A 24,757-nucleotide genomic window follows, 5' to 3' on the forward strand; every position below is an offset into this window, starting at 1 on the left:
GCGATGGCCGGCTCGCCAGCGAAAGACACCTCATCATGCACCTCCGCCCGGTCCAGTTCGTCGACACGCCGGTGACCCAGGCCGACGGCGCGGTGGCACGCCTCGCCGGCGGCATGCAATGGTTCGCTGCTTATGAGGTGATCGAGGGCAGCGGCCGCCGCACCGTGTCGATCGCCGACATCGGCACGCTGGGTGATCGCGGCGCGGCGCTCCACGCCGCGATCACCGCCCCCCGGCCGCCGCTGCAGCTCGGCGAACGCACGCTGCGCCTCGACCAGCCGCTGGTCGCCGGCATCCTCAACATCACGCCCGACAGTTTCTCCGATGGTGGCCGACACCTCGATGACCCCGCCGCGGCGGCTGCGGCCGGTGTCGATATGACCGCCGCGGGCGCGGCGCTGATCGACCTCGGCGGCGAGTCGACCCGTCCAGGCGCGCCGGCGGTGTGGGAGGGAGACGAGATCGCGCGGGTGGTGCCGGTCGTCGAGCGGCTCGCCCGCAGCGGTACGCCAGTGTCGATCGACACCCGCAAGGCCGCGGTGATGGAGGCGGCGCTGCAGGCGGGGGCGGGACTGGTCAACGATGTCGCGGCGCTGCTGTGGGACGATCGCGCCTTGGCCGTGGTCGCGCGTGCCGGCTGCCCGGTCGTGCTGATGCACTCGCCCGATCCCAAGGACGGCGGCCACGGCAGGATCAGCTATCGCAATGTCGTCACCGAGGTGTTCGACTGGCTCGAGGCGCGGATCGCGGCGGTTGTCGCGGGCGGGGTGGATCGGGCGAAGATCATCGTCGATCCCGGCATCGGCTTCGGCAAGAGCCTCGCCGACAATCTCGCGTTGATCAATGGCTTGGCGTTGTTCCACGGCCTCGGCTGCCCGATCATGCTGGGCGTCAGCCGCAAGCGGCTGATCGGGGCGCTCGGCAACGAGGCGCCGGTCGACCAGCGGCTGGGCGGCAGCGTCGCGCTGGCGATCAAGGGGGCGGAGGCCGGCGTCCAGCTGATCCGCGTCCACGATGTGGCCGAGACGGTGCAGGCGATCAGGGTGTGGCGGGGCTTGCGCGATCGCGCGCTCGCCGGCGGCTGATCGTGCGGCGGGCAACACTTTGCCACGCACCTTCAGGGGGTTGATGCGTTAGATCGCTGCCTCCGTCAGCAGAGAAGAGCCTATGATCGTCGATGCCACCCCGCGCCTGCGGCAGATCGTTTCCGAAGTGTGGCGGCCGCTCGCCATCCTGTTCGTGTGGGACGTGATCGTCACCGTCACTTATTATTTCCTGCCCTTCAAGGCACCGTCACTGCCGCTCACGCTGTTCGGCTCGGCGCTGGCGCTGTTCCTCGGCTTCCGCGACAATTCGGCGTACGAGCGCTGGTGGGAGGGCCGGGTGCTGTGGGGCGCGATGATCAACGCCTCGCGCAGCCTGGCGCGCGCCACCCGCAATTTCCTGCCCGATCCCGACGCGCATGATCTCAAGCGGTCGATCGTCCTGCGCCAGATCGCTTATGTGAACGCGCTGCGCTGCCAGCTGCGCCGCCAGCCGGTTGACGAACAGGTGTTAAGCCGGCTCTCGCGCGGCGAGGCGGAACCGGCGCTTGCGCGGACCAATATCGCCAACGGATTGCTCGACGGGACCGGGCGACGGTTCGACGACGCCATGCGCAAGGGCTGGATCGATACCATCCAGCAGGCCCATATCGAGAGCGTGCTGGTCGATATCGCCAATGCGCAGGGCGGGATGGAGCGGATCAAGAACACGCCCCTGCCCAATCAATATCGCTTCTTCCCGACCTTCTTCACCCACATCTTCTGCGTGCTGCTGCCGATCGGGCTGGTCGAGACGCTGGGTTTCGCGACCCCGCTGGGGTCGACGGTGGCGGGGCTGATGTTCCTGTCGGTGCTCCAGATCGGCGACGATCTGGTCGATCCCTTCGCCGATACCGTCCACGACGTGCCGCTGACCGCGATGTGCCGGACGATCGAGATCGACCTGCTCCAGGCGATCGGCGACGCCGCGCCCGAGTCGATCAAGCCCGTCCACGGCGTGCTGTGGTGATTAGCTAACGTGGATTAAATTATCCCCCAGATTCGGTACGTTATTCGTGCTTACCGCTCCATTAGGGTTGTTTGTACAGGACGGAATGAGGCCACAGTGATAGTCTTCCACGGGTAAGGGGATCGGCCGCCATGGATTACGGCGACAGCACTCATCCGCGCCAGCACACGCGCTTCAAGCTGTTCATGCCCACAGTGATGGATGCCGGGCGTGGCCCGATCCGTGTCCATCTGCTCAATCTGTCGGCAAGCGGCGCGCTGGCGCACCATGCGTCACCGCCGCTGCCCGGGGAGCGGGTGCGGCTCGATTGCCTCGGTGTGTTGCGACTGGCGACGGTAATGTGGTCGAGCGGCTCGCGGTTCGGCATCGCCTTCACGCTGCCGCTGGGCGAGGCGGAGGTGGCGCGGGTGATTGGTGGCAATGACGCACCGGTGGCCGAACCAGCGATGCGGCTGCGGGCTTAGCCTAGGCCTAGCCCACGCGACGGTAGGCGTTATCCATGTTCGCCATCCAGCCCGCCTTGGTGACGGTGCCGGCGCGGCGCGGCTTGCGCGCATCATCGAGGTTGACCGGCTGGTGGAAGCGCAGGCCCGCCAGTTGCGGCTTGGTCCACATCACCTCGGCCTTGAGATCGCGGATGCTGCCTAGCGCCAGGGTGATCGTGGTGCCGGTGACCAGCTCGCCTTCCTGATCGACGCAGGCGCCAAGGCGCGAGAGGTTGCGCACGCGCCGTTCCACCGTGCCGCCGGGCAGCTCGAGGCCGGCGCGGATGATCACGCTGCTACGGGGTTCACGCTGGGAGGGGTCGATGTCGGTCATGGGGGTGCGATGCGCCGATCCGGTTAACAACTGCTTACCAAGGCGTGGCCGTCAGGCCGCGGCGTTGTCGATGCCGAGTTCGCCGAGCTTGCGGTACAGCGTAGATCGGCCGATCCCGAGCCGGCGGGCGACCTCGGTCATCCGCCCGCGATAATGGCCGATCGCGAGGCGGATCACGTCCGCCTCGATATCCTCGAGCGGGCGCAGATTGCCATCGGGGCGGAATAGCGTCACCCCGCCGCCCGACGCCGCCGCCGCGGTGCCGCCACGGCGATGGCCGAGCGCGGCGATCTGCGGGAAGTCGGCGCGGGTCAGCGCGGATCCCTCGCACAGCACGGCGGCGCGGAAGAGCGCGTTCTGGAGCTGGCGAACGTTGCCCGGCCAGTCATATTCGACGAGCAGCGCCAGGGCATCGTCGGTGATGCCGAGCGGGCGCAGCCCCGGCTGCTGGGCGATCCGCGCCAGCAAATGGCGGGTAAGCGCGGGAATGTCGCCGGTGCGCTCGCGCAGCGGCGGGATCGTCACCTGAACCGGGTTGAGCCGATAGTAGAGATCCTCGCGGAAGCGGCCGGCCTCCACCTCGTCGAGCAGCTTCTTGTTGGTCGCGGCGATGACGCGGACATCCACCTCGCGCGGGTGGCGGGCGCCGATCGCCTGGACCTCGCCGGTCTGCAGCACCCGCAGCAGCTTGACCTGGGTGTCCATCGGCATCTCGCCGATTTCGTCGAGCAGGATGGTGCCGCCATCGGCATCGGCGAACTTGCCGATCTTGCGCTCGAACGCGCCGGTGAAGGCGCCCTTCTCGTGCCCGAACAGCTCGGATTCGACCAGATTGTCGGGGATCGCCCCGCAATTAACGGTGATCATGGGCTTTTTGGCGCGGGGGGAGGCGGCGTGGATCGCCTCGGCGATCACTTCCTTGCCGACCCCGCTTTCGCCCTCGACGAGCACCGGCACCCGCGCGCGCGCCGCCTTGGCGGCAATCGCCAGCGCCGTGCGAAAATCGGGCGAGGAGCCGACAATCTCGTCGAACGCGAGCAGCGCCGGGATCTTCTCGGTCAGCGGGCGCAGCTCGCCGCTGCTGGTACCGCCGACCGCGGTCTCCAGCGCCGCCAGCAGCCGCTCGGGTGCGAGCGGCTTGACCAGGAAATCGGTGGCGCCGGCGCGCATCGCGGCCACCGCATGCGCCACCGAGCCGTTGGCGGTGAGCATCAGGATCGGCAGCGCCGGGCGGCGTTCGCGCAACTCGGCGATCAGCTTGGCGGCATCGGCATCCAGCGACCAATGGTCGAGCAGGATCGCATCGAGCTGCATCCCGTCCTGGGTGCCGAGCTGGGCAAGCGCCATCTCGCCATCGGCGGCAAAGATCGACCGCCAGCCCGCACGCGCGGCCAGCGCCGAGACCAGCCGCCGCTGGGCCGGTTCTTCGTCAATCAGCAAAAGCAAGCGCTGGCCGTTGCGCGTCATGGTTCATCCTGTGCCGGTTCGGGGCACCTTGCTAGCGGAAGGGGGTAAAGGCGCTCTTAAGCGCCGGCGCTTGAAGCGGGCCCTGGTGCAAGATAGGTATCGGTGACAATCACGGGCAGGAGAGGCGCGCAGATGGCCGACAACAGTGGTTTGGAGGCGCATGAGGCGACCTATGGCAGCGTTATCGGGCTGCTGAAGTGGGGCGCGGTGGCCTGTGCGGTGATCGCCGGCTTCGTCATCTGGTTGATCGCCTGACCTTGTGGCGATGACGATCGCCATCGTTCGCGAAACTGCCGATGGCGAGAAGCGCGTGGCGGCGACGCCGGAAACGGTGCGCAAGCTGGTGGCGCTCGGCGCCGACGTCGCGGTGGAGGCGGGCGCGGGGGCGGCAGCCGCCTATCCCGACGAGGGGTATCGACAGGCAGGTGCGCGGGTGGGCGATCGAGCCGCGACGCTGGCCGGTGCCGAGATCGTGCTCGCCGTGCAGGGGCCGGCGGCCGACAGCCTCGCCGGTGCGGCGCCGGGCGCCTGGATCGTCGCCGCGCTCAACCCCTTTGCCGACCGTGCGCGGATAAACGGCTATGCGGCGGCCGGGTACGAGGCATTGGCGATGGAGTTCATGCCGCGCATCACCCGCGCGCAATCGATGGATATCCTGTCCTCGCAATCCAATCTCGCCGGCTACAAGGCGGTGCTGGACGCCGCCGCCGTCTATGGCCGCGCGTTCCCGATGATGATGACAGCGGCAGGGACGATCTCTGCAGCGCGGGTGTTCGTGATGGGGGTGGGCGTCGCCGGGCTGCAGGCGATCGCCACCGCGCGGCGGCTGGGGGCGCAGGTATCCGCCACCGACGTGCGCGCCGCGACCCGCGAACAGATCATCAGCCTCGGGGCCAAGCCGATCTTCGTCGAGGATGTCGCCGGGATCGAGGGCGAGGGCGCCGGCGGCTATGCGGGCGAGATGAGCCCCGCGTATCAAGCCGCACAGGCCGAGCTCGTCTCCGGCCATCTCGCCAAGCAGGACATCGTGATCACCACCGCGCTGATCCCGGGCCGGGCGGCGCCGCGGCTCGTCAGCGAGGCGCAGGTCGCGAGCATGAAGCCTGGCAGCGTGATCGTCGATCTGGCGGTGGAGCAGGGCGGCAATGTCGAGGGGGCAGTGGCGGGCGAGACCGTCGTGCGCCACGAGGTCACGATCGTCGGCCATCGCAACATGCCCTCGCGGGTCGCGACCGATGCCTCGGCGTTGTTCGCGCGTAACCTCTACAATTTCCTTGCCGCCTTCTGGGACAAGGACGCGAGCCGCCCGATGCTGCCGGAAGGCGACGAGATCGGCGAGGCGATCCGGCTGACGCGCGGCGGGCAGGTGGTCAGCGCAAGGCTGCTGGCATGAACCGCCCGGCGGCAGCGGGCTAAGGAGCAGGCCATGGACTTTGTCGCCATTCTGTCGATCTTCGTGCTGGCCTGTTTCATCGGCTATTACGTGGTCTGGTCGGTCACCCCGGCGTTGCACACGCCGCTGATGGCGGTGACCAACGCCATTTCCAGCGTGATCATTGTCGGTGCGCTGATCGCCGGCAGCGCCGCGGGTTCCTCCGTCGCCAAATGGCTGGGGCTCGGCGCGGTGGTGCTGGCGAGCATCAACATCTTCGGCGGCTTCGCCGTTACTGCGCGGATGCTGGCGATGTACAAGAAGAAGGAGCGGCCGGCACCATGATGGGGCACCTCCAAAACGGGGCGGCGATGCGCGACGTGGCGGCCAATCCCTGGGTCGCCCTCGCCTATCTCGTCGCCGGCGTGTGCTTCATCCTCGCCTTGCGCGGCCTGTCTAGCCCGGTGTCCAGCCAGCGCGGCAACCGGCTCGGCATGATCGGCATGGGGCTGGCGGTGATCACCACGCTGGTGACGCACCTCAACGTCGGCATCGGCGAGATACTGGCGGCGATCGCCTTGGGCGCCGCGATCGGGCTGGTGACGGCGCGGCGGATCGCGATGACGGCGATGCCGCAACTGGTCGCTGCGTTCCACAGCCTGGTCGGCCTCGCGGCAGTGCTGGTGGCCGCCGCCGCCTATCTCAACCCGAGCGCGTTCGGCATCGCCGATCTAGTGGTGCCGATGCTCGGCCGGCCGTTCGCGGTGATCCATCCGGTCAGCCGGATCGAGATGGGGCTTGGCGTTGCGATCGGCGCGATCACCTTCTCGGGCAGTGTCATCGCCTTCCTCAAGCTCAACGGCACGATGGGCGGCAAGCCGATCATGCTGCCGGGGCGCCACGTCATCAACCTCGCGCTGCTCGCGACGATCCTCGGCCTGATCGTCTATTTCACCCGGGACCAGGGGCCCTGGGTGTTCTGGATGATCACCGGGCTGAGCTTTGCCATCGGCTTCCTGCTGATCATCCCGATTGGCGGCGCCGACATGCCGGTGGTCGTCAGCATGCTCAATTCCTACTCGGGCTGGGCCGCGGCGGCGATGGGGTTCACGCTCCACAACAGCGCGATGATCATCACCGGCGCGCTGGTCGGCTCGTCGGGCGCGATCCTCAGCTACATCATGTGCCGGGCGATGAACCGCAGCTTCATCAGCGTCATCGCCGGCGGGTTCGGCGCGGCGAGCGACGGCGGCACCGGCGCGGCGGCGGCGAGCGACCGGCCGTGGAAGCGAGGGTCGGCCGAAGACGCCACGTTCCTGATGAGCCAGGCCGAGCAGGTGATCATCGTGCCGGGCTATGGCATGGCGGTCGCGCAGGCCCAGCATGCGCTGCGCGACATGGCCGACAAGCTGAAGGCCGAGGGCGTCCGCGTCAAATATGCCATCCATCCGGTCGCCGGCCGCATGCCCGGGCACATGAACGTGCTGCTCGCCGAGGCCAACGTGCCGTATGACGAAGTGTTCGAGCTCGAGGACATCAACGGCGAGTTCGCCCAGACCGACGTCGCCTTTGTTATCGGCGCCAACGACGTTACCAATCCGGCGGCGAAGACCGACAGATCATCCCCGATCTACGGCATGCCGGTGCTCGACGTCGACAAGGCAAAGACCGTGCTGTTCATCAAGCGATCGATGGGCGGGGTGGGATACGCCGGGGTGGATAACGACATCTTCTACCGCGACAACACGATGATGCTGTTGGCGGATGCGAAGAAGATGGTCGAGGATATCGTCAAGGCGCTGGATTGACCGGAAACATCATGTTGTCTCCACAATGGAGGCAATCGCGGCGATCTGCTACTGTCCGACATCCATGATTCCACGGAATTGGAGGTGAATGATCGCCACCACTTCTGTGTCAGGTCTATTCTGGACAGGAAACGGCGATTGCGTGGGGAGCCGGCGATGAACGAGGGCGGGGGAATATCAAGAAGCGGGCCATGCGGCGCTGCTGATCGCCGGGGCGCAAGGGGCCGCGGCGGCGGCGCAGGCGATCGATCTCGCCGGCGCACGGCTGCTCGAGCGGGTCGACTGGGCCGATCTGCCGGCGAGTCTCGATGCACAGGCGGCCCGGCCGCTGCTGGTGCTGGAGACGGCGGGGGTGGAGGATCGGGTGCTCGAGGCCGCGCTGCCGCGGCTCGACGGCTATGCCAGCGCGCTCGACCTGCAGATGGTGGTGACGCTGGCCGAGCCGCAGATCGACCTGGTCACGCGGCACCTGCTCGGCGGGCGGGTGCAATTGCTATGCGCGCCCGGGCTCGGCGACCGCGTCGCGGCGCTCGCGCTTGCGGCCCAGGCGAGCGGCAGCGTCGCGCTTCACGACAGCTGGCGCGAGACCGAATCGATGCGGTTGCAGCGGCTTAATCAGGAGGTGGCGCGGATCGCCGAGATACTGGCGCGGCTGACGCGGTCCGAAACGCCTGTTCCGGGCAGTGAAATCGAGGATCGGCGGCGCAGCTATGACCCTGGACCGGGCAAGCTGCCGTCGCTTGAGCCGCAGGACGTGCGCCGGACGATCCGCGCGCGGCGCATCCGCGACCAGTTCTTCGCCGCCGGATTGTTCGAGGATCCGGCCTGGGACATGCTGCTCGACCTGTTCGCCGCCGAGCTCGAAGGCGTGCGCGTCTCTGTCTCCAGCCTGTGCATCGCCGCGGCGGTGGCGCCGACCACGGCGCTGCGCTGGATCACCAAGATGAGCGACATGGGCTTGTTCCTCCGCCAGCCGGACCCGCAGGATCGCCGCCGCGCGTTCATGGCGCTCTCCGCCCAGGCGAGCGAGGCGATGCGCGGCTATATGGTCGCGGCCAAGCGCGGCGAGTTGGTCGCGGTGTAGGGGCTTGCCGGTCTAGGGGGCTTGCGGGATCGCCCGCGGTTTGGCAGGGCGTGGCTTCCCGAGAGGGGCGATTAGCTCAGTTGGTAGAGCGTCTCGTTTACACCGAGAATGTCGGCGGTTCGAGCCCGTCATCGCCCACCACGCGGCCGCTCAGCCCGCCTTCTCGTCGTCGCGATACTTCATCTCGAGGAACCGGCCGCGGGTCTGGAGCTGATCGAGGTCGCCTTGCGCGAGCCGCGCGGTCATGTCGGCGATCTCCTGTTCGATCAGGCGCAGGCCGTCGACCAGCTCGCGATCGGGGGTCTTGCCGTTGCGCTCGACGGTGCGCAGCGACGGCGGCACCTTGGCATAATCACCGACGAAGGCGGGGAGCTGCTCGCCGATCAGTCGGCGGACCTCGTGGGCGGTCTCGTCATCGCCCTCGATCCGGCCGAGCTGGGGCGACAAGGTCTCCAGCCTCACGCCGATCTGGTCCACCAGCGTGCGCGCCGGCGCGGGCAGCGCCGGGCGCTGGGTGCCGAGCCAGCGCTCGGTCTGCGCGGGCAGCGCCTTGAGATCGACGGTACGAAGCTTCTCGGGCGGCGGCGCGCGGCCCTCGGCGGGCCAAATCGCGAACAGCACGGTCGCGGCGACCAGCAGCGCCATCACCGCGAGCGCGCCGAGGATGCCGAGCGGCATCACCAGCCCGAGGATGAAGGCGCCGATCAGGATCGCGGCATCGGCGATCGCGATCCGCGCCAGCCGCTGGGCGATCGCCTGGGTGGCGCGGCGACGCTGCGGCGCGTCGGCATAGCCATCGGAGATCCGCGCCATCATCGCGCGGGCACGTTCGATCTGGTCGTCGACTTCAGTCATGCGTCAACTTTCAGGCTCACAGCGATTCGAGCTTATACTGGTCGCCCAGGCCGCCGGACGGGCCCTTGAGCGCACCCTGCGCGGCACCCTCGGCGCGGGCTATATAGCCCTTGGACTTCTCCACCTCGCTGCCGAGCGCGGTGACGGTGGTCTTCATCGAATCGAGCGCCTTGAGCTTGAAGGTGTCGATCGCATCCATGGTGTCGTAGATGTTCTGGAAGGCGCGCTGCAGCGTCTCCAGCGGGATCGTCGAGGCGGCCGCCTGCTCGTGGATCGCCGCGGTGTTGGAGCGCAGCAGCTTGCCGGTGGAATCGATGATGTTGGCGGTGGTGGTGTTGAGCTGGGTGATCGATTCGAGCACCAGTTTCTGGTTGGTCAGCGCCTGCGCGACGGTCACCGCGGTGCGCAGCGCCGAGACGGTGGTGGTGGAGGCGCGATCGACCCCCTTCACCAGCTCGACATTGTTCTTCTTGACGAGGTCGAGCGCCAGATAGCCCTGCACCGTTACCGCCATCTGCGTCAGCAGATCCTGGGTGCGCTGGCGGGTGTAGAACAGCGCGGTCTCGCGGATCGCCTTGGCCTTGGCGGGATCGGTGGCGTCGAGCTCGTTGGCCTTGTCTTCGAGCTTGGCGTCCATCGTCTGGCTGAGGTGGATCATCTGCTCTAGCCGGCTCATCGCGCCCCACAGATTGGCACGCTCGGTATCGATCGCGGCATTGTCCATCAGCAGCTCGTCCTTGCCGCTGGCAAGGCTCTTGAGGATCGAGCTGACATGGGTCTGCGACGATTTGTAGCTGTCGAAATAGTCGCGCATCTTGGAGCCGAACGGGATGATCCCGAAGATCTTCTTGGGACCAGAGAGCGCGCCCTTCTTGCCGGGATCGAGATCCTCGATGACACGGCGGAGCTGGGCGAGATCGGCGCCGACCCCGGTGTCCTTGTCCATCGCGCGGATCGGGCGATCGAGGAAGCGGTTCGACTGGCCGGCCGCCTCGCGGATCTCCTTCGAACCCATCGCCGTGATCGCATCGACGCGCTTGCCGAATTCGGGGGAGTTGACGTCCTCGGCGACCAGTTCGGCGACGAAGGTGTCGACGCGTGCCTCGAGCTGCGTCTTCTTGGTGTCGTCGATCGGCACCAGCCCGGCGGCGCGCTCGGCGGCAACGGTCGGCACCGGATCGGGGGGCGTGAGGACAAGTCCCTTGTCGGCAGTGATCGTGTCGGCAGTGGTCGCCATGGTCTTCGTCTCCAGCTTGACCAAACGATGGCGAATAACCTGCAGCCATTCAAGTGCATCAGCGACATAATACACTGCGGAGGAGCGGTCGCGTGAGCGGGGTAAGGTGAGTGATCGGCACCAGAGTGGTGGCAAAACGGCGGGGTGGGGCGGGCATGCCACCGTTTCAGAGGCGTCCGTGATGGATGGCCTCTGCCGCTCGTGCGATCCTCGCGGGCATCGGCAACGAAGCAGGGATCATCCTGCCTTGCGCTATTAAGGGGAGTATCTGCATGGCACGTTCGGCTTTCATCGCGCCGATCCTATCGGGGGTAATGCTGCTCGGCCTGGGCGCCTGTGCGACCAGCCCGCGCCCAACCGACACGGCCGCCGCGCCTGCACCGGCCGCGGCGCCCTCCGACGGAGGCAACCAGGCGGTGGCACCGGTGGTCGCGCCGCAGGTAGTGGTCGATATCTACCGGGGGGTGAAGGTGCTCGCGAATACCACCAACATCGACTGGAGCAACAACAGCTTCGGCGTGTCCGGCCCCGTCCCCAACCTGTCGTTCTTCAACGCCATGGGCGGCGGGCAGGCGTGCTGGCTGCGGGTGCCGGTCACCGTTGCGGCAGTGCCGGTACCAGTCAACGGCGGTGGTACCGTGACCCTGACCACGGTCGGCGTGGTCAACGCGCAGCCCAGCCCCTGGCCGGCGGTGTTCGACAACGTTCCCGCGGGCCATTGGCACATCGACAAGACGGCGATCGCTGTCGGAGCAGTCAGCAATGCCATGGCCGGCACCATAGCCGGGCAGGTGTTCCGCGCCAGCCAGGCAGCCGGCCACGTAACGATCGTGGACGGCACCGTCGCCAACTGTCAGCCGTGACGGGCGTGCCGCCGCTGGGCTAAACGATCATGCCAGGCACGAGAAGGCGAGGCGAGCACCATGGCCGTCATCTATCATGGCTTCCGGTGGGATCCGACGGCGGCCGCATGTGAGGCAGCGAGGGCCATGGCGACACTCTCCGGCGAGGCGCTGAGCCAGGTGGGGCGCGAGCGGCTCGCCACTGCCGGCGCCTGGCCCGATCGGCTCGCCGCCTTCGGCCTAGGCGATCCATCCTATGCCGAAGGATATCTGTATCCGGAGGTGGTGGTGCCCGGGCTGATATGGTTGCTGACGCAGATACCGGCGCTCGAGCCGCTTGGCGACGAGGCGATGACGCTGGCGCGCTGCCATCGCCAGGGTGGATCACCGGTCGCGCCGCTCGCCGCGGCAGGAGATTTGTTTATGCCGCTCGCCGAGATGGTAACTCGGGTGTGCGGCCAGGCTTGGCCTGCAGCGGCAATGCCGTGGGGCGAAGGCGGGCATTGGGTGGAAGCCGGCGAGCTGCTTGTCCGATTGCGGGCGACGGACGACCCTGCCGCACTTGCCATGGCGCATGTGGCGACCCCGGGCAGCTGGCTGGCGACCACTATCGTCTGGTGAGCGCTGGCGTGATCGGATTTGGCCGCACAGATCATCGCGATGCTGGCCAAGCGTGCAGCATGTGGGGCGGGCGCTCCCGTCGGGAACTCGCCATCCGGGCAGCGCGTTCGGCACGATCATTACGGAGAGGATACGATAATGCGTCCCACACTGTTCGCCCAGGCTGCCGGGCTGTGCATGATCGCTGCGCTGGCGACCGGCTCTGCTGATGCACAGGGCAAGAAGGATCGCGCCCGCATGGCCGTCACCGAGGCGCAGGCCAAGGTGGAGGCGGCGATGAAGGTCGATGCCTCGACGCTGACGCCCAAGTTGCTCGCCGATGCGCAGGCGACCCTGCGCACCGCGCAGGAGGATCTGGCGCAAAATCACAAGGACGACGGGATCGCGACCGCCAATCGCGCGTCGCAGCTCGCCGACCAGGCACTCGGCGAGTCGCAGCGTCGTCGCGCCGAGAATAACGCCGCGGTCCGCAGCGACGCGGTCGCCGCGACAGCCTCGGCGCAGGCGGAAGCCGATGCCGCCAAGGCCCGCGCGGCCGACGCCGAGCAGAGCGCGGCGGCTGCCCAGGCGCAGGCGGCCAGCGCCCAGGCCGAGGCTGCCGCGCTGCGCGCCACGCCGCCCGCCCAGCCGGCGAGCACGACGACGACCACCACCGTCGAGCAGCCGGTCGCCGCAACCGCCGCGGCTCGCGCCACCACCACCAAGCATGTCGTCCGCAAGACCACGGCCCGCCGCACAACGGCCAAGCCGGCTGCGGTGAAGACGACGACAACGGTGACGACGCAGAACTAACGCCACTCCACGCCCATCCCGGGCCGACCCGGGGCGCGGCCGCCAGACCGGCCGCCCGCAGGATCAGCCCCGGGGCCAGGGTGGCAATCTGGAGGGGCACCGGCTAGCCTTATGGCCACCCGTCGTTTGCTTCACAGCGACGGGTGGCTTTTCGCGCCTGCAAAAATGCGCTAGGGGCGCGCGCAATCTCTTTCAGATCAGGAATTCCCATGAGCCTCCGCAACGTGGCGATCATCGCGCACGTCGACCACGGCAAGACCACGCTCGTCGACCAGCTCTTCCGTCAGTCCGGCACCTTCCGCGACAACCAGCGCATCGAAGAGCGCGCGATGGACTCGAACGACCTCGAAAAGGAGCGCGGGATCACCATTCTCGCCAAGCCGACCTCGGTCGACTGGACTCCCCCGGGCAGCGACGAGAGCATCCGCATCAACATCGTCGACACCCCCGGCCACGCCGACTTCGGCGGCGAGGTGGAGCGCATCCTGTCGATGGTCGACGGCGTCGTCCTGCTGGTCGATTCCTCGGAAGGCGCGATGCCGCAGACCAAGTTTGTCACCGGCAAGGCGCTGGCGCTCGGCCTCAAGCCGATCGTCGTCGTCAACAAGGTCGATCGCTCCGACGCGCGCATCCAGGAAGTGCTCGACGAGGTGTTCGACCTGTTCGTGTCGCTCGACGCCAATGACGAGCAGCTCGATTTCCCGGTGCTCTATGCGTCGGGCCGCAACGGCTATGCCTCGACCGACATGGACGCGCGCGAAGGCACGCTGATCCCGATGTTCGAGACGATCGTGAAGCACGTGCCCGCCCCCAAGGTGGAAGTGGAGGACGTGCCCTTCACCTTCCTCGTCACGCTGCTCGACCGCGACAACTTCCTCGGCCGCGTGCTGACCGGTCGCGTCAATTCGGGTACGGTGAAGCTCAACCAGCCGATCCACGCGCTGGATAACGACGGCAACATCGTCGAGACCGGCCGCGCCTCCAAGATCATGTCGTTCCGCGGCCTCGATCGCGTGCCGGTGGAAGAAGCCAAGGCAGGCGACATCATCAGCCTCGCCGGCCTCTCGGTGGCGACGGTGGCGAACACCATCGCCGACGTCACCGTCAGCGAGCCGCTGCATGCCCAGCCGATCGATCCGCCGACGCTGTCGATGCGCTTCGCGGTGAACGATTCGCCGATGGCGGGCCGCGAGGGTACCAAGGTGACCAGCCGCATGATCCGCGACCGCCTGTTCCGCGAGGCCGAGTCCAACGTCGCCGTCAAGGTGACCGAGGCCGCCGACCGCGATAGCTATGAAGTCGCCGGCCGCGGCGAGCTCCAGCTCGGCGTGCTGATCGAGACGATGCGCCGCGAGGGCTTCGAGCTCGGCATCAGCCGCCCGCGCGTGTTGTTCGGCGAGGACGAGGACGGCAAGAAGACCGAGCCGTACGAGACGGTGATCATCGACGTTGACGACGAGCATTCGGGCACGGTCGTCGAGAAGATGAACCTGCGCAAGGCGGAGATGACCGACATGCGGCCGTCGACCGGTGGCAAGACCCGCATCACCTTCTCCGCGCCGTCGCGCGGCATGATCGGCTATCACGGCGAGTTCCTGTCGGACACCCGCGGCACCGGCATCATGAACCGGTTGTTCGAGAAGTACGGCCCGCACAAGGGCGCGATCGAAGGCCGCAAGAACGGCGTGCTGATCTCCAACGGCGCCGGCGAAGCACAGGGCTATGCGCTGGGGCCGCTCGAGGAGCGCGGCGTGCTGTTCGTCGGCCATGGCGAGGCGCTGTACGAGGGCATGATCATCGGCGAGAACGCCAAGACGGATGACCTCGAGGTCAACCCGATGAAGTCCAAGCAGCTGACCAACTTCCGTGCGTCGGGCGGCAAGGACGATGCGATCCGCCTCACCCCGCCGAAGAAGATGACGCTCGAGCAGGCGATCGCCTACATCGACGACGACGAGATGGTGGAAGTGACGCCGAAGAACATCCGGCTGCGCAAGCGCTACCTCGACCCGAACGAGCGCAAGCGCGCGAGCCGGGCGAAGGCGGCGTAAGCGCCGTTTCAAGGTAAGAAGAGGGGCTGGGTGGCGACACCTGGCCCCTTTTTTGTGGAGTGGGGGTACAGCGCGCGCCCACCAATCGTCACCCCAGCGGAAGCTGGGGTCTCGTGATTGTCGGGGGAACGAGCTGCCCGAGATCCCAGCTTTCGCTGGGATGACGATTGGGAGATCACAAAAAAAGGCCGGGTGTCGCCACCCGGCCTTCGTCGTTCAGGCGATGGTTGCCTGGATCAGTGGAACTTGCCGCTGAGCGAGATGCCGATCACGCGCGGCTCGTTGAACACCGCGGCGTTGAAGTTCTCGATCACACCCTTGAGATTCTTCTCTGCGGTGATGTTGCGGGCGAAGGCGGCGATCTCGTAATTGCGATCCGGCGTGGTGTAGCCGACCTTGAGGCCTCCCTCGAGGTTGCCGTTCGCGTAGAACTCCTTGGTCTTGTACAGCACCAGATTGGTGTAGCCCTGGACGTTCCAGTCGGTCGACAGGAACAGGTTGCCGTTGTTCCACAGCGGGATGTCGTAGCGCACCGCGGCGTCGAGCTGCCACTCGGGCGCGTTGGGCAGCGGGTTGCCGTCGATCTGGGCGAAGGTGGTCGGCGTGCCGAACAGCGGGCGCACGATCGTCGGGTCGAGCACGGTGCACGTCACCCGCGCGCCGATCGCGCAGACCTGCGCATAGACGTTCTTGTCCTTAATCTCGGTGTGCAGCGCGCTGCCGCCGAGGCTGAAGGTGATGTTCTGGATCGGCCGCCACTCGAGCTCGGCTTCGAGGCCATAGGCATTGGCGTGATCGGCGTTGAACAGCGTGCCGTTGCCGTTGGCGTCGTTGCCGTTGAGCTGGATGTCGTTGACCCGATAGGTGAACGCGGTGGCGTTGAAGCGCAGGTTGCTGAACGGCTGCGACTTGAACCCCGCCTCGTACGACATGATCGTTTCGGAGTTGGCGGTGGTGAAGGCCGAGCCGAACACCGCCGAGCGACCCTGGATGGTCGGCCCGCGGAAGCCGCGCGCGACGCGGCCGTAGAGGCTGAAATCGGGGGTGATCTCGTACAGCGCCGAGACGTCGAAGCTTGGCTCCTTGCCCTTGAGGCGGACATCGCGCGGCGCGGTCGCGGGGAAGTTGACCGCGCCGGCCAGCGTATAGGCCGGCGTGATCAGCGTGGTGTGCTTGTCGTCCTCGGTATAGCGGCCGCCGGCAGTGAGGGTGAGCTTGCCGATCCGGTAGCTCGCCTGGCCAAACACCGCCCAGGAGGTGTTGACGTCATGCAGCTGGACGAAGTTGCGGGCATTGTAGGCGGCGTTGGTCGGCAGCAGCAGCGAGGCGCGCTGGTCGAACTCGGTGATGTCGCGGCTGTCGAAATAGAAGCCGCCGATCTGCCACTTGAACGCGCCGTCGCCGTTGCTGGCGAGGCGCAGTTCCTGGGTCCACTGGTCGAGATCGCGGATCCGGCCTTGGCTCTGGCCGGGAGTGCCGTTGCCCGGATAGTCCACCGCGGCGCCGCCATCGGTATCGCCGCGGCTGTAGCCCGAGGTGGTCTCGTAGGCGGTGATCGAGGTGAGGGTGACCGGGCCCATCTCGAACGCGGCGTTCACCGAGCCGCCGTAGGTCTTATATGCCTGGTCGTTGCCGGCGCCCTCGTCGAGCGAGACCGAGTCGCGCGGCTCGGCATCAATGTTGTTCGAGCCGGGGCGCAGCGCGCCGCGATGGAAGATGGTCGAGGTACCCTTGTAGTCGCGGGCGTGGCCCGAGAAATTGACCGACACGCCGTCGGCAGGGGTGAGGAGCAGCTGGAGGCGGACGTCCTTCTCGTCGAACCCGCCGAGCGCATCCTTGCCGCCGGTGGTGCCGTCCGGGCCGGTGCCGGCGAAGCGATTGTCGACCCAGTCGTCGCGGTGCTGGTAGAGGCCCGACAGGCGGAAGGCGAGCTTGTCGGCGATGATCGGGCCGCCGACGCCGACATCGGCCGTCACCGTATTGTAGCTGCCGTAGCTCGCCGAGCCGCGGCCCTCGAAGGTCTGGCTCGGGCGGATGGTGTCGAACTTGATGATGCCCGCCGTGGTGTTGCGGCCGAACAGCGAGCCCTGCGGCCCGCGCAGCACCTCGACCTGGTTGACGTCGAACACCGGGTTGGACTTGAGCACAACATGCTCGAGGACGACATCGTCCTGGATGATCGACACCGGCTGCGAGGCGCCGAGGTAGAAATCGATGTTGCCGAGGCCGCGGATGTAGAAGCGCGGGAAGATGCGACCGGTGGTGGTTTCGGCATAGAGGCCGGGAACGCGACCCGCGAGCGTCAGGATGTCCTCGCCGCCCGCCTGGAAGTCGCGCAGGTCGGCGCCGCCGACCACGGCGACCGAGACCGGCACCCGCTGCAGGTTTTCCGAGCGGCGCTCGGCGGTGACGACGATGTCGCCCAGCGCGCTGCTGTCGGTAGCGGCGGCGTCCTGGCCCTGGGTGGCGCCGGCGGGCTCGTGGGCGGTCTGCGCGGCGGCGCCGGTGGCGGCGAGGCTGGCGACGCCGAGCAGCAGCACGGTCTTGAGGCAACGGTAAGCGGTCACGAAATTCCCCCTGATGGATCATCGGGGGAGCGCGCATCGCGGGTTATGTCCCTGCCCTCGTCGCCCCCCGGCAGGGTGGGAGCTAGAGCCGGATTGTGTCGGCATGATGAACACGGCGACGGTTTGTTACAGCGTCGTTCCAGATGGTTGCCGTTCAAACGAACAGGGGGCGCCGGCTCTTGCGAGCCGACGCCCCGCCCCCGTTACGCTACGCGAGGGTCATGCACTGCCCCTGGGAGGCAGTAACCGTGGGATCAGGGTCAGCGGCAGCCGCGACGGCCCGAGCGATCGATTTCGCGGCCGGCGAGCGCACCGGCGCCGGCGCCGAGCACGGTGCCGAGCGCGCGATCACCGCGAGTGTCGACGGTGCGGCCAAGCAGGCCGCCGGCGATCGCGCCGATGATGGTGCCGCCGGTGCCGTTGCTGCACCGCTCGCGGCCGCGATAGTAGCGACGGTCGTAGCGGCGATCATCGCCGCGGCCGCGATAACCGCGATCGTCATAGCCACGATCATAGCCGCCGTGATCGTCCTGATAATAGCGGCCCTGCGCCATCGCAGGCGCGGCGGGGACCAGCGTGGCGGCGGTCATCGCGAGCGCGGCACCGGCGAGGCTGAGGGTCTTGAACATCGTGCGTCTCCCGTAATCCATCGCGGCGGAGCCCCGGGGGGACTGGTGGCCGTCTCGATAAAGGAGGTTTGCCTGATTCGCGTTGAGCCAAGCCTGAATGCCGCCGTTATCCCCTGTTCAGGCTTCCGCTGCGGCGGTGGGCGCCTATGAGAGGCCCGTGCGCATCATCTTCGTGATCCTGGCCGTGCTGCTGGTCGTGCCCGGCTGGAGTGGCGAACAGCGGCTGGCCTTGCTGGGCCACGACGCGCAACTGATCGCGACGCCGGTGGCGCTCGATCCGCGCGACCCCGGCCACAACAAGGTGGGGGCGCTGACCTTCCTCGGCGGCGTGCGGCTGCGCAGCCGCGATCCCGCGTTCGGCGGCTATTCGTCGCTGACCGTGGTGGGCGATACCTTCACGTTGCTGAGCGATGGCGGCAATGTCGTCAGCTTCCAGATGGGCGCGGACTGGACGCTGCGCGCGTTGCGCTTTGTCAACCTGCCGGCGGGGCCGGGGATCGGCTGGGAAAAGCGCGACCGCGACACCGAATCGATGGCGCTGGACCCGGCAACCGGCCGGATCTGGGTGGGCTATGAGAATTACAACGCGATCTGGCGCTATGCCCCGGGCTTCGCGCGCGCCGAGGCACAGCTCGCGCCGCCGGCCATGGCGCGCTGGCCGGTGAACGGCGGCCCCGAATCGCTTGCGCGGCTGCCGGATGGCCGATTCGTGACGATCAGCGAGCAGCGCCACGTATCGCGCCAGCAGTGGCGGGGCGGGGAAGAGGAGCGGCTGCACACCCGCGAGGGGCTGATCTTCGCCGGCGATCCGATCGAGGCACCGGCACCGACGCGCTTCGCCTACGAACCGGTCGGCCGCTACGATCCGTCAGATGCGACCGCGCTGCCCAACGGCGATCTGCTGGTGCTCGATCGCGTGTTCAGCCTGCCGTACCGATTCGCCAACCGGCTGTCGCTGGTGCGCCGCGCCGATGTTCGTCCCGGTGGGGTGGCACGGGGACGGCTGCTCGCGGTGCTGGCAGCGCCGCTGATCCACGACAACTTCGAAGGCGTCGCCACCACCCGTGAGGCGGGCAAGACGATCATCTGGCTGGTGTCGGACGACAACCAGTCGATGCTGCAGCGGACGTTGCTGCTCAAGTTTCGGCTGGACCTGTAGCGGGGCAGGGAGCCGTCCTCCCGTTCGTCATGCAAGGTATTTCAGGACAACGCGTGTAAATCGGTTCGCCAAAACGCCTCAAGCCCGCCGCTCGGGGTGAGCGGCGGGCCTGCAGGCAACCTGTCGTGGAAAGATCAGGCCGCCGCGGTGGCGGCGCTGAGCTTCTTGACGATGGTGCGCTTGAGGCGGCGGCAGCGCAGCGACAGCTTGTCGTCGCTGGTCTTGACCAGCCAATTGTCGAGACCGCCATTGTGCTCGACCGAGCGCAGGCCGTGGGTCGAGACGCGAAGACGAACGCTCTGCTCGAGCGAGTCGGACATCAGCGTGACGTTCTGCAGGTTCGGCAGAAAGGTACGCTTGGTCTTGTTGTTGGCGTGGGAAACGTTGTTGCCCACCTGCCGGCCCTTGCCGGTCAGCTCGCAAATGCGCGACATGTGTAATTCCTGAATTCGGTTGCCCGGAAAGTGGGCGCGGATAACGCGTGGCGGCCGGTCCGTCAACCGCTCGCCGGTGCAACCCCTGGGGCAGCGCGACGTTGTTACGCCAGTGAATCATTCCAAGGAAGGGGAAACTGGATGCGCTCGTTGCTCGTGTTGATCGGAATCGTGGCCTTGATCGTGGTCGCGCTGATGTACTTCGGCTTCATCAATATCGACCAGACGCGGCCCGGCATGGTCCAGGCGCCCGCGTTCAAGGCGGATGTCAGCAAGGTGACCCTGGGCACCGAGAACAAGACCGTGGCGGTGCCGACGGTGAACGTCGAGAAGCCGGGGAACAGCCAGTAAGCGACCCGCTGGACGCGCGAGGGCCGGTGGGGCAGGCAGGGGCGATGTTTCCCCTGCCTGCCCCGATGCGCGCCGCGCTCGATGTCGCGCGCGCCGCTGCCGCCGCCGGGGAGGTGCCGGTCGGCGCCGCGCTGACATGGCGGGGCGCGTTGATCGCGGTCGCGGCCAACGCGCCTCGGACCCTGCACGACCCGACCGCGCATGCCGAGGTGCGGGTGATCCGCGAGGCAGCGGCGCAGCTGGGGCGCGAGCGGCTGGAAGAGGCCGATCTGTGGGTGACGCTGGAGCCATGCGCGATGTGCGCGGGCGCGATCGCGCATGCACGAATTGGGCGGCTCTATTATGCGGCCGCGGACCCCAAGGGCGGCGCGGTCGAACATGGGCCGCGGCTGTTTTCGCAACCGACCTGCCATCATCGGCCCGAGGTCTATCCCGGGATCGGCGAGGACGAGGCTGCCGGCCTGTTGCGAGGATTCTTCCAGGCGCGGCGGTGAGCGGGTCCAGCCGCAACCATCGTCCGTCACGCCAGCGGACGCTGGGTCAAGCGCATGCGCGGGACGAGAGCCGCCAAAGACCCCAGCTTTCGCTGGGGTGACGGAGGATGTGAAAGCGGGCGCCCGTGGCGCGCCCTACTGGCGCAGGTCGTTCTGGCTGATCGGGACGATCTTGATCTCGACGCGACGATTGGCGGCGCGGCCCTCGTCGGTGTCGTTGGAGGCAATCGGCTGGGTTTCGCCGAAGCCGCGGGTGCCGATCCGCGCCTTCTGGACGCCGCGGCTGCTGAGGTAATCGGCGACGGCGACCGCGCGGCGCTCCGACAGCGTCTGATTGTACGCGTCCGACCCGGTCGAGTCGGTATGGCCGTACACGTCGATATAGGTCTGGTTATACTGCGACAGCGTGTCGGCGACCTGGTTCAGCGTCTGCTGAAACTGCGGCTGCACGTCGGCGCTATTATAGGCAAAGGTGATCCCCGACGGGATGTTGAGTAGCAGATTGTCGCCCTCGCGCGTCACCTGCACGTCGGTGCCGGCGGTGCGGGCGCGCAGCTCGCGTTCCTGCTTGTCCATGTAAGCGCCGATTCCCGCGCCGGCGAGGCCGCCGATCCCGGCGCCGAGGATCTTCGCGGTGCGATCGTGGCGGCCGCCAACCAGATCGCCGACGAGATAGCCGCCCAGCGCGCCGCCGATACCGCCGAGCGCCGCCTTGTTGATGTGGCGCTGGCCGGTCTCGGGATCGGTGGTGCAGGCGCTGGTGGTGACCAGCGCGGCGAGCGCGGCGGCGGCGAGCAACTTGGTTTTCATGGCGTCCCTTTCGTGAACCGTTGCCCAGGTAAACCCGGGTCTTCGACGGCTTGTTCCGCTTGCGATCTGAACGCTGACTGACGCGGCGCGACACGATGCCTGCACGTCGGCCATTGTCGGCGCCGGATTAAACCGGCAAAGGAGGGGCGAACCGATGGCGCAACTGCCTCCCTTCCCCTGGATCGATGTCCTCATCATCCTCGCGCTGATCGCCTTGAACGGCGTGTTCGCGATGAGTGAGCTGGCGATCGTCTCGTCGCGCAAGGCGCGGCTGGAGGCGATGGCGCGTTCGGGGCGCAAGGGCGCGGTGGCGGCGGTGACGCTGGCGTCAGACCCGGGCAAGTTCCTCTCCACCGTGCAGATCGGCATCACCCTGATCGGTATCCTCGCGGGCGCCTATTCGGGCGCGAGCCTCGGCACGCCGACGGCGGCGCGGCTGCAGGCGCTGGGGCTGGCACCGCACACCGCCGAAAGCGCGGGCTTTGCGCTGGTGATCGGCATCACCACCTATTTCTCGCTGATCATCGGCGAGCTCGTGCCGAAGCAGTTTGCGCTGCGCAGCCCCGAGGCGATCGCCGCGACCGTGGCGATCCCGATGCGCTATATCGCGGTCGCGACCGCGCCGCTCGGCTGGCTGCTCGATCAATCGAGCAGCCTCATCTTCCGCCTGATCGGGCTGAAGCGCGAATCGGAAGACCAGGTGACGGCGGAAGAGCTGCACCTGATCGTCGCCGAAGCCTCCAAGTCGGGCGTGATCGAAGAGCATGAGCGGACCATCATCTCGGGCGTGGTGCGGCTCGCCGACCGGCCGGTGCGCGAGGTGATGACGCCGCGCACCGAGGTCGACTGGCTCGATTGCGCGCTCGATTCGGCGGGGATCCGCGACAAGCTGCTGAGCACGCCGCACACCCGCCTGCCGGTGGGCGACGGCTCGATCGACGCGGTGGTCGGCGTGGTCCAGGCGCGCGACATCGCCGGTGCGCTGTTCCGCGGCGAGCCGCTCGACCTGCGCAAGCTGATGCGCAAGGCACCGGTGGTGATCGACCAGATCGACGCGATGGACGCGCTGATGGCGCTGCGCCAGGCCGAGGTGCCGATGGCGCTGATCCACGACGAATACGGGCATTTCGAAGGGATCGTGACCCCGGCCGATCTGCTCGCGGCGATCGCCGGCGAGTTCGCCTCGGACGTCGATCCGGACGAGGCGCCCGACGTGGTCGAGCGCGATGACGGCTCGCTGCTGGTCGCCGGCGCGATGGCCGCCGATTCACTGGCCGAGCGGCTGGGGATCGAGCTGCCCGAGGATCGCGATTATGCGACGGTGGCAGGACTGGCGCTGGCGGCATTCCGGCATCTGCCCGCCGAGGGCGAGAGCTTCGAAGAGCAGGGCTGGCGTTTCGAGGTGGTGGACCTCGACGGGCGGCGGATCGACAAATTGCTGGTGAGCGCGGCGTGAGCGGGCGGCGCCTTTAACTATCCGTGTCATGCCGAAACGCGTTGAGGATGACGGATGGCGCGTTAGCCGTCGGTTGCCTGCGGCGCGCTGCGCCTGAGCAGCCAATAGCCGATCAGCCCGGCGATGATCGAGGCGAGCAGCACGCCCAATGAGGCTTCCTCGCGCTTGGCCGCATCGGGGAAGGCGAGCCCGGCGATAAACAGCGACACGGTGAAGCCGATCCCCGCCAGCGCACCGATCGCGCCAATCATCGCCCAGGTGACGCGATCGGGCAGGCTGGCGGCGCCGAGCCGGGTCGCCGCCCAGGAGAAGGACAGGAAGCCCAACGGCTTGCCGATCACCAGGCCGGCGACGACGCCAAGCACCAGGGTCGAACTCATCGCCGCCGCAAGCAGCGGCGCCGAGAGGTGGATGCGGACATTGGACAGGGCGAACAGCGGCAGCACCACATAGCTGATCCACGGCGTCAGCAGCACGATCACGCGCTCGCTGGTCTCGCTGGTCGCGGCGGTCATCTCGTGGAGAAAACCCAGCCGATGCTCGGCGCGTTCCTCGGCCTGTTCGGCAACAGTGTCGTCATCGGCATCGTCCGCCTCGCGGTGCGCTTCCTGGAACTGGTCGACGCGGTGCTGGATCTCGTCGGCAAAGGTGCCGCGCTCGAGCCGCGGCGTCACCGGCACCAGCAGGCCGATCAGCACCCCGGCGATGGTGGCATGGACGCCGGCGGCGAAGATCCCACCCCATACCACCAGCGCGAGGAGCACGAACGGCAGCGAGGCGACCCAGCGCAAGCGGCGCAGGCCGATCATCGCGAGCAGCGCAACGCCGGCGATCACCAGCCCGGTGACATGGATCGTCTCGGTATAGGCGATCGCGATCACCAGCAGGCCGCCGATGTCGTCGATCGCGGCAAAGGCGAGGAACAGCGCGCGCACCCCCGGTGGCAGGCGGGTGGCGAACAGGCCGATCGCGGCGAGGCCGAAGGCGGTGTCCATGGTCACGACCGTGCCCCAGCCGGCCTTGTCGGCGGAAGCGTGGTTAATCAACAGGAACAGCGCAACGGGCACGATCATGCCGCCGATCGCCCCCGCCACCGGAAAGGCGGCGGTGCGCCATTGCGACAGCTCGCCGCGGACGATCTCGCGCTTCACGTCGGCGCCGATGATGATGAAGAACAATGGCAGCAGCGCGTGGTCGATCCACTCGGCGAGGCTATGGCTGAGCCGCGAGGCGCCGAACGACAGCGTGAAGGGTGTATCCCAGAAGCGCTCGTAGAGGTGGGCAAGGCCGCTGTTGGTAGCGGCCAGCGCGATCACGGTGGCGAGCAGCAGTGGGCCGCCCGAGACGTCGCTACCGGCGAAGAACGGCTCGATCCGGTCGAGAAACGCAGCGGCGGCGGGCGAGTGGCGCGCGCGCGCGGCAGTTGCGCCGGTGCGGCGTGGCGATAATCCCATGCCGGGGGCAAGGCGCGGGCGCGGGCTTTGGTTCCCCGTCGCCCGCGAACGGATCAGAGCTTGCCGAACACCGCCTCGAAGCCGGCGCGGTCGCCCGCGGCGAGGAAGCGGGCCTGCTCGATCCACCGATCGCGGCCCATCCGGCCCTGAAAGGCGCCGAGCCTGGCGTCGAGATCGGCCGCCTCGCCGGCGCCCAGCGCGGCGAGCTGACCGACGCTGGTGATGCCGAGCTCGCCGAGCCGCGCGGCGACCTTGGGGCCGAGGCCCTTCAGCTGGGTGACCGGGGCATCCGCCGCGGCCGGCGCGGCAGCCGTCGGCGTGGGCGCGACCGGTGCGTCCGATGTCTCGGCGGCGGTGGTTGCCGCCGACGGCGCGGTAGCGATCGCCTCGTCGGAGCTACGCT

The 24,757-nt window shown here is 67.9% G+C and carries 25 protein-coding genes, 1 tRNA gene and 1 pseudogene; 17 read left to right on the plus strand and 10 right to left on the minus strand.

The window, feature by feature from the left end:
• Window positions 1–35 precede the first annotated feature (35 nt).
• From folP to OXR60_RS13070, 3 genes are all read left to right on the plus strand, one after another.
• Window positions 36–1,085, plus strand: coding sequence for a dihydropteroate synthase (gene folP, locus OXR60_RS13060; protein WP_267396348.1), 1,050 nt, complete (start codon window positions 36–38; stop codon window positions 1,083–1,085).
• 82 nt (window positions 1,086–1,167) lie between these two features.
• Complete coding sequence (locus OXR60_RS13065; RefSeq protein WP_267396350.1) at window positions 1,168–2,052, plus strand: bestrophin family ion channel; 885 nt, start codon at window positions 1,168–1,170, stop codon at window positions 2,050–2,052.
• Window positions 2,053–2,183: 131 nt separating this feature from the next.
• Window positions 2,184–2,516: a PilZ domain-containing protein gene (locus OXR60_RS13070; RefSeq protein ID WP_267396351.1), complete on the plus strand. Its 333-nt coding sequence runs from the start codon at window positions 2,184–2,186 to the stop codon at window positions 2,514–2,516.
• 7 nt (window positions 2,517–2,523) lie between these two features.
• Here the strand turns inward: OXR60_RS13070 and OXR60_RS13075 are convergent, their stop codons facing one another.
• Together OXR60_RS13075 and OXR60_RS13080 are read right to left on the minus strand one after the other, a co-directional pair.
• Window positions 2,524–2,871 (minus strand): PilZ domain-containing protein, encoded by a 348-nt coding sequence (locus tag OXR60_RS13075; protein ID WP_267396352.1) that lies wholly within the window; start codon window positions 2,869–2,871, stop codon window positions 2,524–2,526.
• A gap of 51 nt (window positions 2,872–2,922) precedes the next feature.
• Complete coding sequence (locus tag OXR60_RS13080; RefSeq protein WP_267396354.1) at window positions 2,923–4,338, minus strand: sigma-54 dependent transcriptional regulator; 1,416 nt, start codon at window positions 4,336–4,338, stop codon at window positions 2,923–2,925.
• 132 nt (window positions 4,339–4,470) lie between these two features.
• Here OXR60_RS13080 and OXR60_RS13085 point away from each other — a divergent pair, with 132 nt between their 5' ends.
• The 6 genes from OXR60_RS13085 to OXR60_RS13110 all read left to right on the plus strand — a co-directional run bounded on the left by OXR60_RS13085 (window position 4,471) and on the right by OXR60_RS13110 (window position 8,743).
• Entirely contained in the window at window positions 4,471–4,593 is a 123-nt protein-coding gene (locus OXR60_RS13085; protein WP_267396355.1) for an aa3-type cytochrome c oxidase subunit IV, read from the plus strand.
• A gap of 10 nt (window positions 4,594–4,603) precedes the next feature.
• The gene (locus OXR60_RS13090) at window positions 4,604–5,731 is read left to right on the plus strand and encodes an NAD(P) transhydrogenase subunit alpha (protein ID WP_267396356.1); all 1,128 of its coding nucleotides are present in this window, start codon (window positions 4,604–4,606) and stop codon (window positions 5,729–5,731) included.
• A 33-nt stretch (window positions 5,732–5,764) separates the two neighbouring features.
• The gene (locus OXR60_RS13095) at window positions 5,765–6,055 is read left to right on the plus strand and encodes an NAD(P) transhydrogenase subunit alpha (RefSeq protein ID WP_267396357.1); all 291 of its coding nucleotides are present in this window, start codon (window positions 5,765–5,767) and stop codon (window positions 6,053–6,055) included.
• Window positions 6,055–7,518, plus strand: a complete 1,464-nt coding sequence (locus tag OXR60_RS13100; protein ID WP_267396379.1) for an NAD(P)(+) transhydrogenase (Re/Si-specific) subunit beta — start codon at window positions 6,055–6,057, stop codon at window positions 7,516–7,518. The genes OXR60_RS13095 and OXR60_RS13100 overlap by 1 nt, the downstream gene beginning before the upstream one ends.
• Before the next feature lie 334 nt (window positions 7,519–7,852).
• Entirely contained in the window at window positions 7,853–8,602 is a 750-nt protein-coding gene (locus tag OXR60_RS13105; protein WP_267396358.1) for a MarR family winged helix-turn-helix transcriptional regulator, read from the plus strand.
• A gap of 65 nt (window positions 8,603–8,667) precedes the next feature.
• Window positions 8,668–8,743: transfer RNA gene (locus OXR60_RS13110), tRNA-Val, on the plus strand.
• Between the two features lie 9 nt (window positions 8,744–8,752).
• Here OXR60_RS13110 and OXR60_RS13115 read toward each other — a convergent pair.
• The gene (locus tag OXR60_RS13115) at window positions 8,753–9,457 is read right to left on the minus strand and encodes a hypothetical protein (RefSeq protein ID WP_267396359.1); all 705 of its coding nucleotides are present in this window, start codon (window positions 9,455–9,457) and stop codon (window positions 8,753–8,755) included.
• A 16-nt stretch (window positions 9,458–9,473) separates the two neighbouring features.
• A complete protein-coding gene (locus OXR60_RS13120) occupies window positions 9,474–10,694 on the minus strand; it encodes a toxic anion resistance protein (protein ID WP_267396360.1) in 1,221 nt (406 codons plus the stop codon).
• Between the two features lie 272 nt (window positions 10,695–10,966).
• Between OXR60_RS13120 and OXR60_RS13125 the strand changes: the two genes are divergently transcribed.
• The 4 genes from OXR60_RS13125 to typA all read left to right on the plus strand — a co-directional run bounded on the left by OXR60_RS13125 (window position 10,967) and on the right by typA (window position 15,000).
• Window positions 10,967–11,557 (plus strand): hypothetical protein, encoded by a 591-nt coding sequence (locus tag OXR60_RS13125; protein WP_267396361.1) that lies wholly within the window; start codon window positions 10,967–10,969, stop codon window positions 11,555–11,557.
• Window positions 11,558–11,683: 126 nt separating this feature from the next.
• Window positions 11,684–12,157, plus strand: a complete 474-nt coding sequence (locus OXR60_RS13130; RefSeq protein ID WP_267396362.1) for a hypothetical protein — start codon at window positions 11,684–11,686, stop codon at window positions 12,155–12,157.
• Window positions 12,158–12,295: 138 nt separating this feature from the next.
• Complete coding sequence (locus tag OXR60_RS13135; protein WP_267396363.1) at window positions 12,296–12,949, plus strand: hypothetical protein; 654 nt, start codon at window positions 12,296–12,298, stop codon at window positions 12,947–12,949.
• Between the two features lie 209 nt (window positions 12,950–13,158).
• Window positions 13,159–15,000: a translational GTPase TypA gene (typA, locus tag OXR60_RS13140; protein WP_267396364.1), complete on the plus strand. Its 1,842-nt coding sequence runs from the start codon at window positions 13,159–13,161 to the stop codon at window positions 14,998–15,000.
• A gap of 236 nt (window positions 15,001–15,236) precedes the next feature.
• Here the strand turns inward: typA and OXR60_RS13145 are convergent, their stop codons facing one another.
• The gene (locus tag OXR60_RS13145) at window positions 15,237–17,567 is read right to left on the minus strand and encodes a TonB-dependent receptor (RefSeq protein WP_267396365.1); all 2,331 of its coding nucleotides are present in this window, start codon (window positions 17,565–17,567) and stop codon (window positions 15,237–15,239) included.
• 260 nt (window positions 17,568–17,827) lie between these two features.
• Entirely contained in the window at window positions 17,828–18,196 is a 369-nt protein-coding gene (locus OXR60_RS13150) for a glycine zipper 2TM domain-containing protein (protein WP_267396366.1), read from the minus strand.
• 157 nt (window positions 18,197–18,353) lie between these two features.
• On the opposite strand from OXR60_RS13150, the gene OXR60_RS13155 reads away from it, so the two are divergent.
• Complete coding sequence (locus tag OXR60_RS13155) at window positions 18,354–19,355, plus strand: esterase-like activity of phytase family protein (protein WP_267396367.1); 1,002 nt, start codon at window positions 18,354–18,356, stop codon at window positions 19,353–19,355.
• Window positions 19,356–19,489: 134 nt separating this feature from the next.
• Here OXR60_RS13155 and rpmB read toward each other — a convergent pair whose 3' ends face one another.
• Entirely contained in the window at window positions 19,490–19,789 is a 300-nt protein-coding gene (rpmB, locus tag OXR60_RS13160; RefSeq protein WP_267396368.1) for a 50S ribosomal protein L28, read from the minus strand.
• A 141-nt stretch (window positions 19,790–19,930) separates the two neighbouring features.
• On the opposite strand from rpmB, the gene OXR60_RS13165 reads away from it, so the two are divergent.
• The gene (locus tag OXR60_RS13165) at window positions 19,931–20,140 is read left to right on the plus strand and encodes a hypothetical protein (RefSeq protein ID WP_267396369.1); all 210 of its coding nucleotides are present in this window, start codon (window positions 19,931–19,933) and stop codon (window positions 20,138–20,140) included.
• Window positions 20,141–20,205: 65 nt separating this feature from the next.
• Window positions 20,206–20,634: a nucleoside deaminase gene (locus OXR60_RS13170; RefSeq protein ID WP_267396380.1), complete on the plus strand. Its 429-nt coding sequence runs from the start codon at window positions 20,206–20,208 to the stop codon at window positions 20,632–20,634.
• A 135-nt stretch (window positions 20,635–20,769) separates the two neighbouring features.
• On the opposite strand, the gene OXR60_RS13175 is transcribed toward OXR60_RS13170, so the two are convergent.
• The gene (locus tag OXR60_RS13175) at window positions 20,770–21,444 is read right to left on the minus strand and encodes an OmpA family protein (RefSeq protein ID WP_267396370.1); all 675 of its coding nucleotides are present in this window, start codon (window positions 21,442–21,444) and stop codon (window positions 20,770–20,772) included.
• A gap of 154 nt (window positions 21,445–21,598) precedes the next feature.
• On the opposite strand from OXR60_RS13175, the gene OXR60_RS13180 reads away from it, so the two are divergent.
• The gene (locus OXR60_RS13180; RefSeq protein WP_267396371.1) at window positions 21,599–22,900 is read left to right on the plus strand and encodes a hemolysin family protein; all 1,302 of its coding nucleotides are present in this window, start codon (window positions 21,599–21,601) and stop codon (window positions 22,898–22,900) included.
• Window positions 22,901–22,962: 62 nt separating this feature from the next.
• On the opposite strand, the gene nhaA is transcribed toward OXR60_RS13180, so the two are convergent.
• Both nhaA and OXR60_RS13190 read right to left on the minus strand, forming a co-directional pair.
• Entirely contained in the window at window positions 22,963–24,354 is a 1,392-nt protein-coding gene (nhaA, locus tag OXR60_RS13185; protein ID WP_267396372.1) for a Na+/H+ antiporter NhaA, read from the minus strand.
• A 53-nt stretch (window positions 24,355–24,407) separates the two neighbouring features.
• Window positions 24,408–24,757: pseudogene (locus OXR60_RS13190) on the minus strand (hypothetical protein); the annotation flags it as partial.

Origin of the sequence: Sphingomonas sp. GC_Shp_5 (genome assembly GCF_026540855.1) — a bacterium.
Lineage (GTDB): Bacteria > Pseudomonadota > Alphaproteobacteria > Sphingomonadales > Sphingomonadaceae > Sphingomonas.

What these genes read in the sequence shown, in the direction of transcription:
- folP (WP_267396348.1), top strand. Translation starts at nt 36, where the DNA reads ATGCACCTCCGCCCGGTCCAGTTCGTCGACACGCCGGTGACCCAGGCC.
- OXR60_RS13065 (WP_267396350.1), top strand. Translation starts at nt 1,168, where the DNA reads ATGATCGTCGATGCCACCCCGCGCCTGCGGCAGATCGTTTCCGAAGTG.
- OXR60_RS13070 (WP_267396351.1), top strand. Translation starts at nt 2,184, where the DNA reads ATGGATTACGGCGACAGCACTCATCCGCGCCAGCACACGCGCTTCAAG.
- OXR60_RS13075 (WP_267396352.1), bottom strand. Translation starts at nt 2,871, where the DNA reads ATGACCGACATCGACCCCTCCCAGCGTGAACCCCGTAGCAGCGTGATC.
- OXR60_RS13080 (WP_267396354.1), bottom strand. Translation starts at nt 4,338, where the DNA reads ATGACGCGCAACGGCCAGCGCTTGCTTTTGCTGATTGACGAAGAACCG.
- OXR60_RS13085 (WP_267396355.1), top strand. Translation starts at nt 4,471, where the DNA reads ATGGCCGACAACAGTGGTTTGGAGGCGCATGAGGCGACCTATGGCAGC.
- OXR60_RS13090 (WP_267396356.1), top strand. Translation starts at nt 4,604, where the DNA reads ATGACGATCGCCATCGTTCGCGAAACTGCCGATGGCGAGAAGCGCGTG.
- OXR60_RS13095 (WP_267396357.1), top strand. Translation starts at nt 5,765, where the DNA reads ATGGACTTTGTCGCCATTCTGTCGATCTTCGTGCTGGCCTGTTTCATC.
- OXR60_RS13100 (WP_267396379.1), top strand. Translation starts at nt 6,055, where the DNA reads ATGGGGCACCTCCAAAACGGGGCGGCGATGCGCGACGTGGCGGCCAAT.
- OXR60_RS13115 (WP_267396359.1), bottom strand. Translation starts at nt 9,457, where the DNA reads ATGACTGAAGTCGACGACCAGATCGAACGTGCCCGCGCGATGATGGCG.
- OXR60_RS13120 (WP_267396360.1), bottom strand. Translation starts at nt 10,694, where the DNA reads ATGGCGACCACTGCCGACACGATCACTGCCGACAAGGGACTTGTCCTC.
- OXR60_RS13125 (WP_267396361.1), top strand. Translation starts at nt 10,967, where the DNA reads ATGGCACGTTCGGCTTTCATCGCGCCGATCCTATCGGGGGTAATGCTG.
- OXR60_RS13130 (WP_267396362.1), top strand. Translation starts at nt 11,684, where the DNA reads ATGGCGACACTCTCCGGCGAGGCGCTGAGCCAGGTGGGGCGCGAGCGG.
- OXR60_RS13135 (WP_267396363.1), top strand. Translation starts at nt 12,296, where the DNA reads ATGCGTCCCACACTGTTCGCCCAGGCTGCCGGGCTGTGCATGATCGCT.
- typA (WP_267396364.1), top strand. Translation starts at nt 13,159, where the DNA reads ATGAGCCTCCGCAACGTGGCGATCATCGCGCACGTCGACCACGGCAAG.
- OXR60_RS13150 (WP_267396366.1), bottom strand. Translation starts at nt 18,196, where the DNA reads ATGTTCAAGACCCTCAGCCTCGCCGGTGCCGCGCTCGCGATGACCGCC.
- rpmB (WP_267396368.1), bottom strand. Translation starts at nt 19,789, where the DNA reads ATGTCGCGCATTTGCGAGCTGACCGGCAAGGGCCGGCAGGTGGGCAAC.
- OXR60_RS13165 (WP_267396369.1), top strand. Translation starts at nt 19,931, where the DNA reads ATGCGCTCGTTGCTCGTGTTGATCGGAATCGTGGCCTTGATCGTGGTC.
- OXR60_RS13170 (WP_267396380.1), top strand. Translation starts at nt 20,206, where the DNA reads ATGCGCGCCGCGCTCGATGTCGCGCGCGCCGCTGCCGCCGCCGGGGAG.
- OXR60_RS13175 (WP_267396370.1), bottom strand. Translation starts at nt 21,444, where the DNA reads ATGAAAACCAAGTTGCTCGCCGCCGCCGCGCTCGCCGCGCTGGTCACC.
- OXR60_RS13180 (WP_267396371.1), top strand. Translation starts at nt 21,599, where the DNA reads ATGGCGCAACTGCCTCCCTTCCCCTGGATCGATGTCCTCATCATCCTC.
- nhaA (WP_267396372.1), bottom strand. Translation starts at nt 24,354, where the DNA reads ATGGGATTATCGCCACGCCGCACCGGCGCAACTGCCGCGCGCGCGCGC.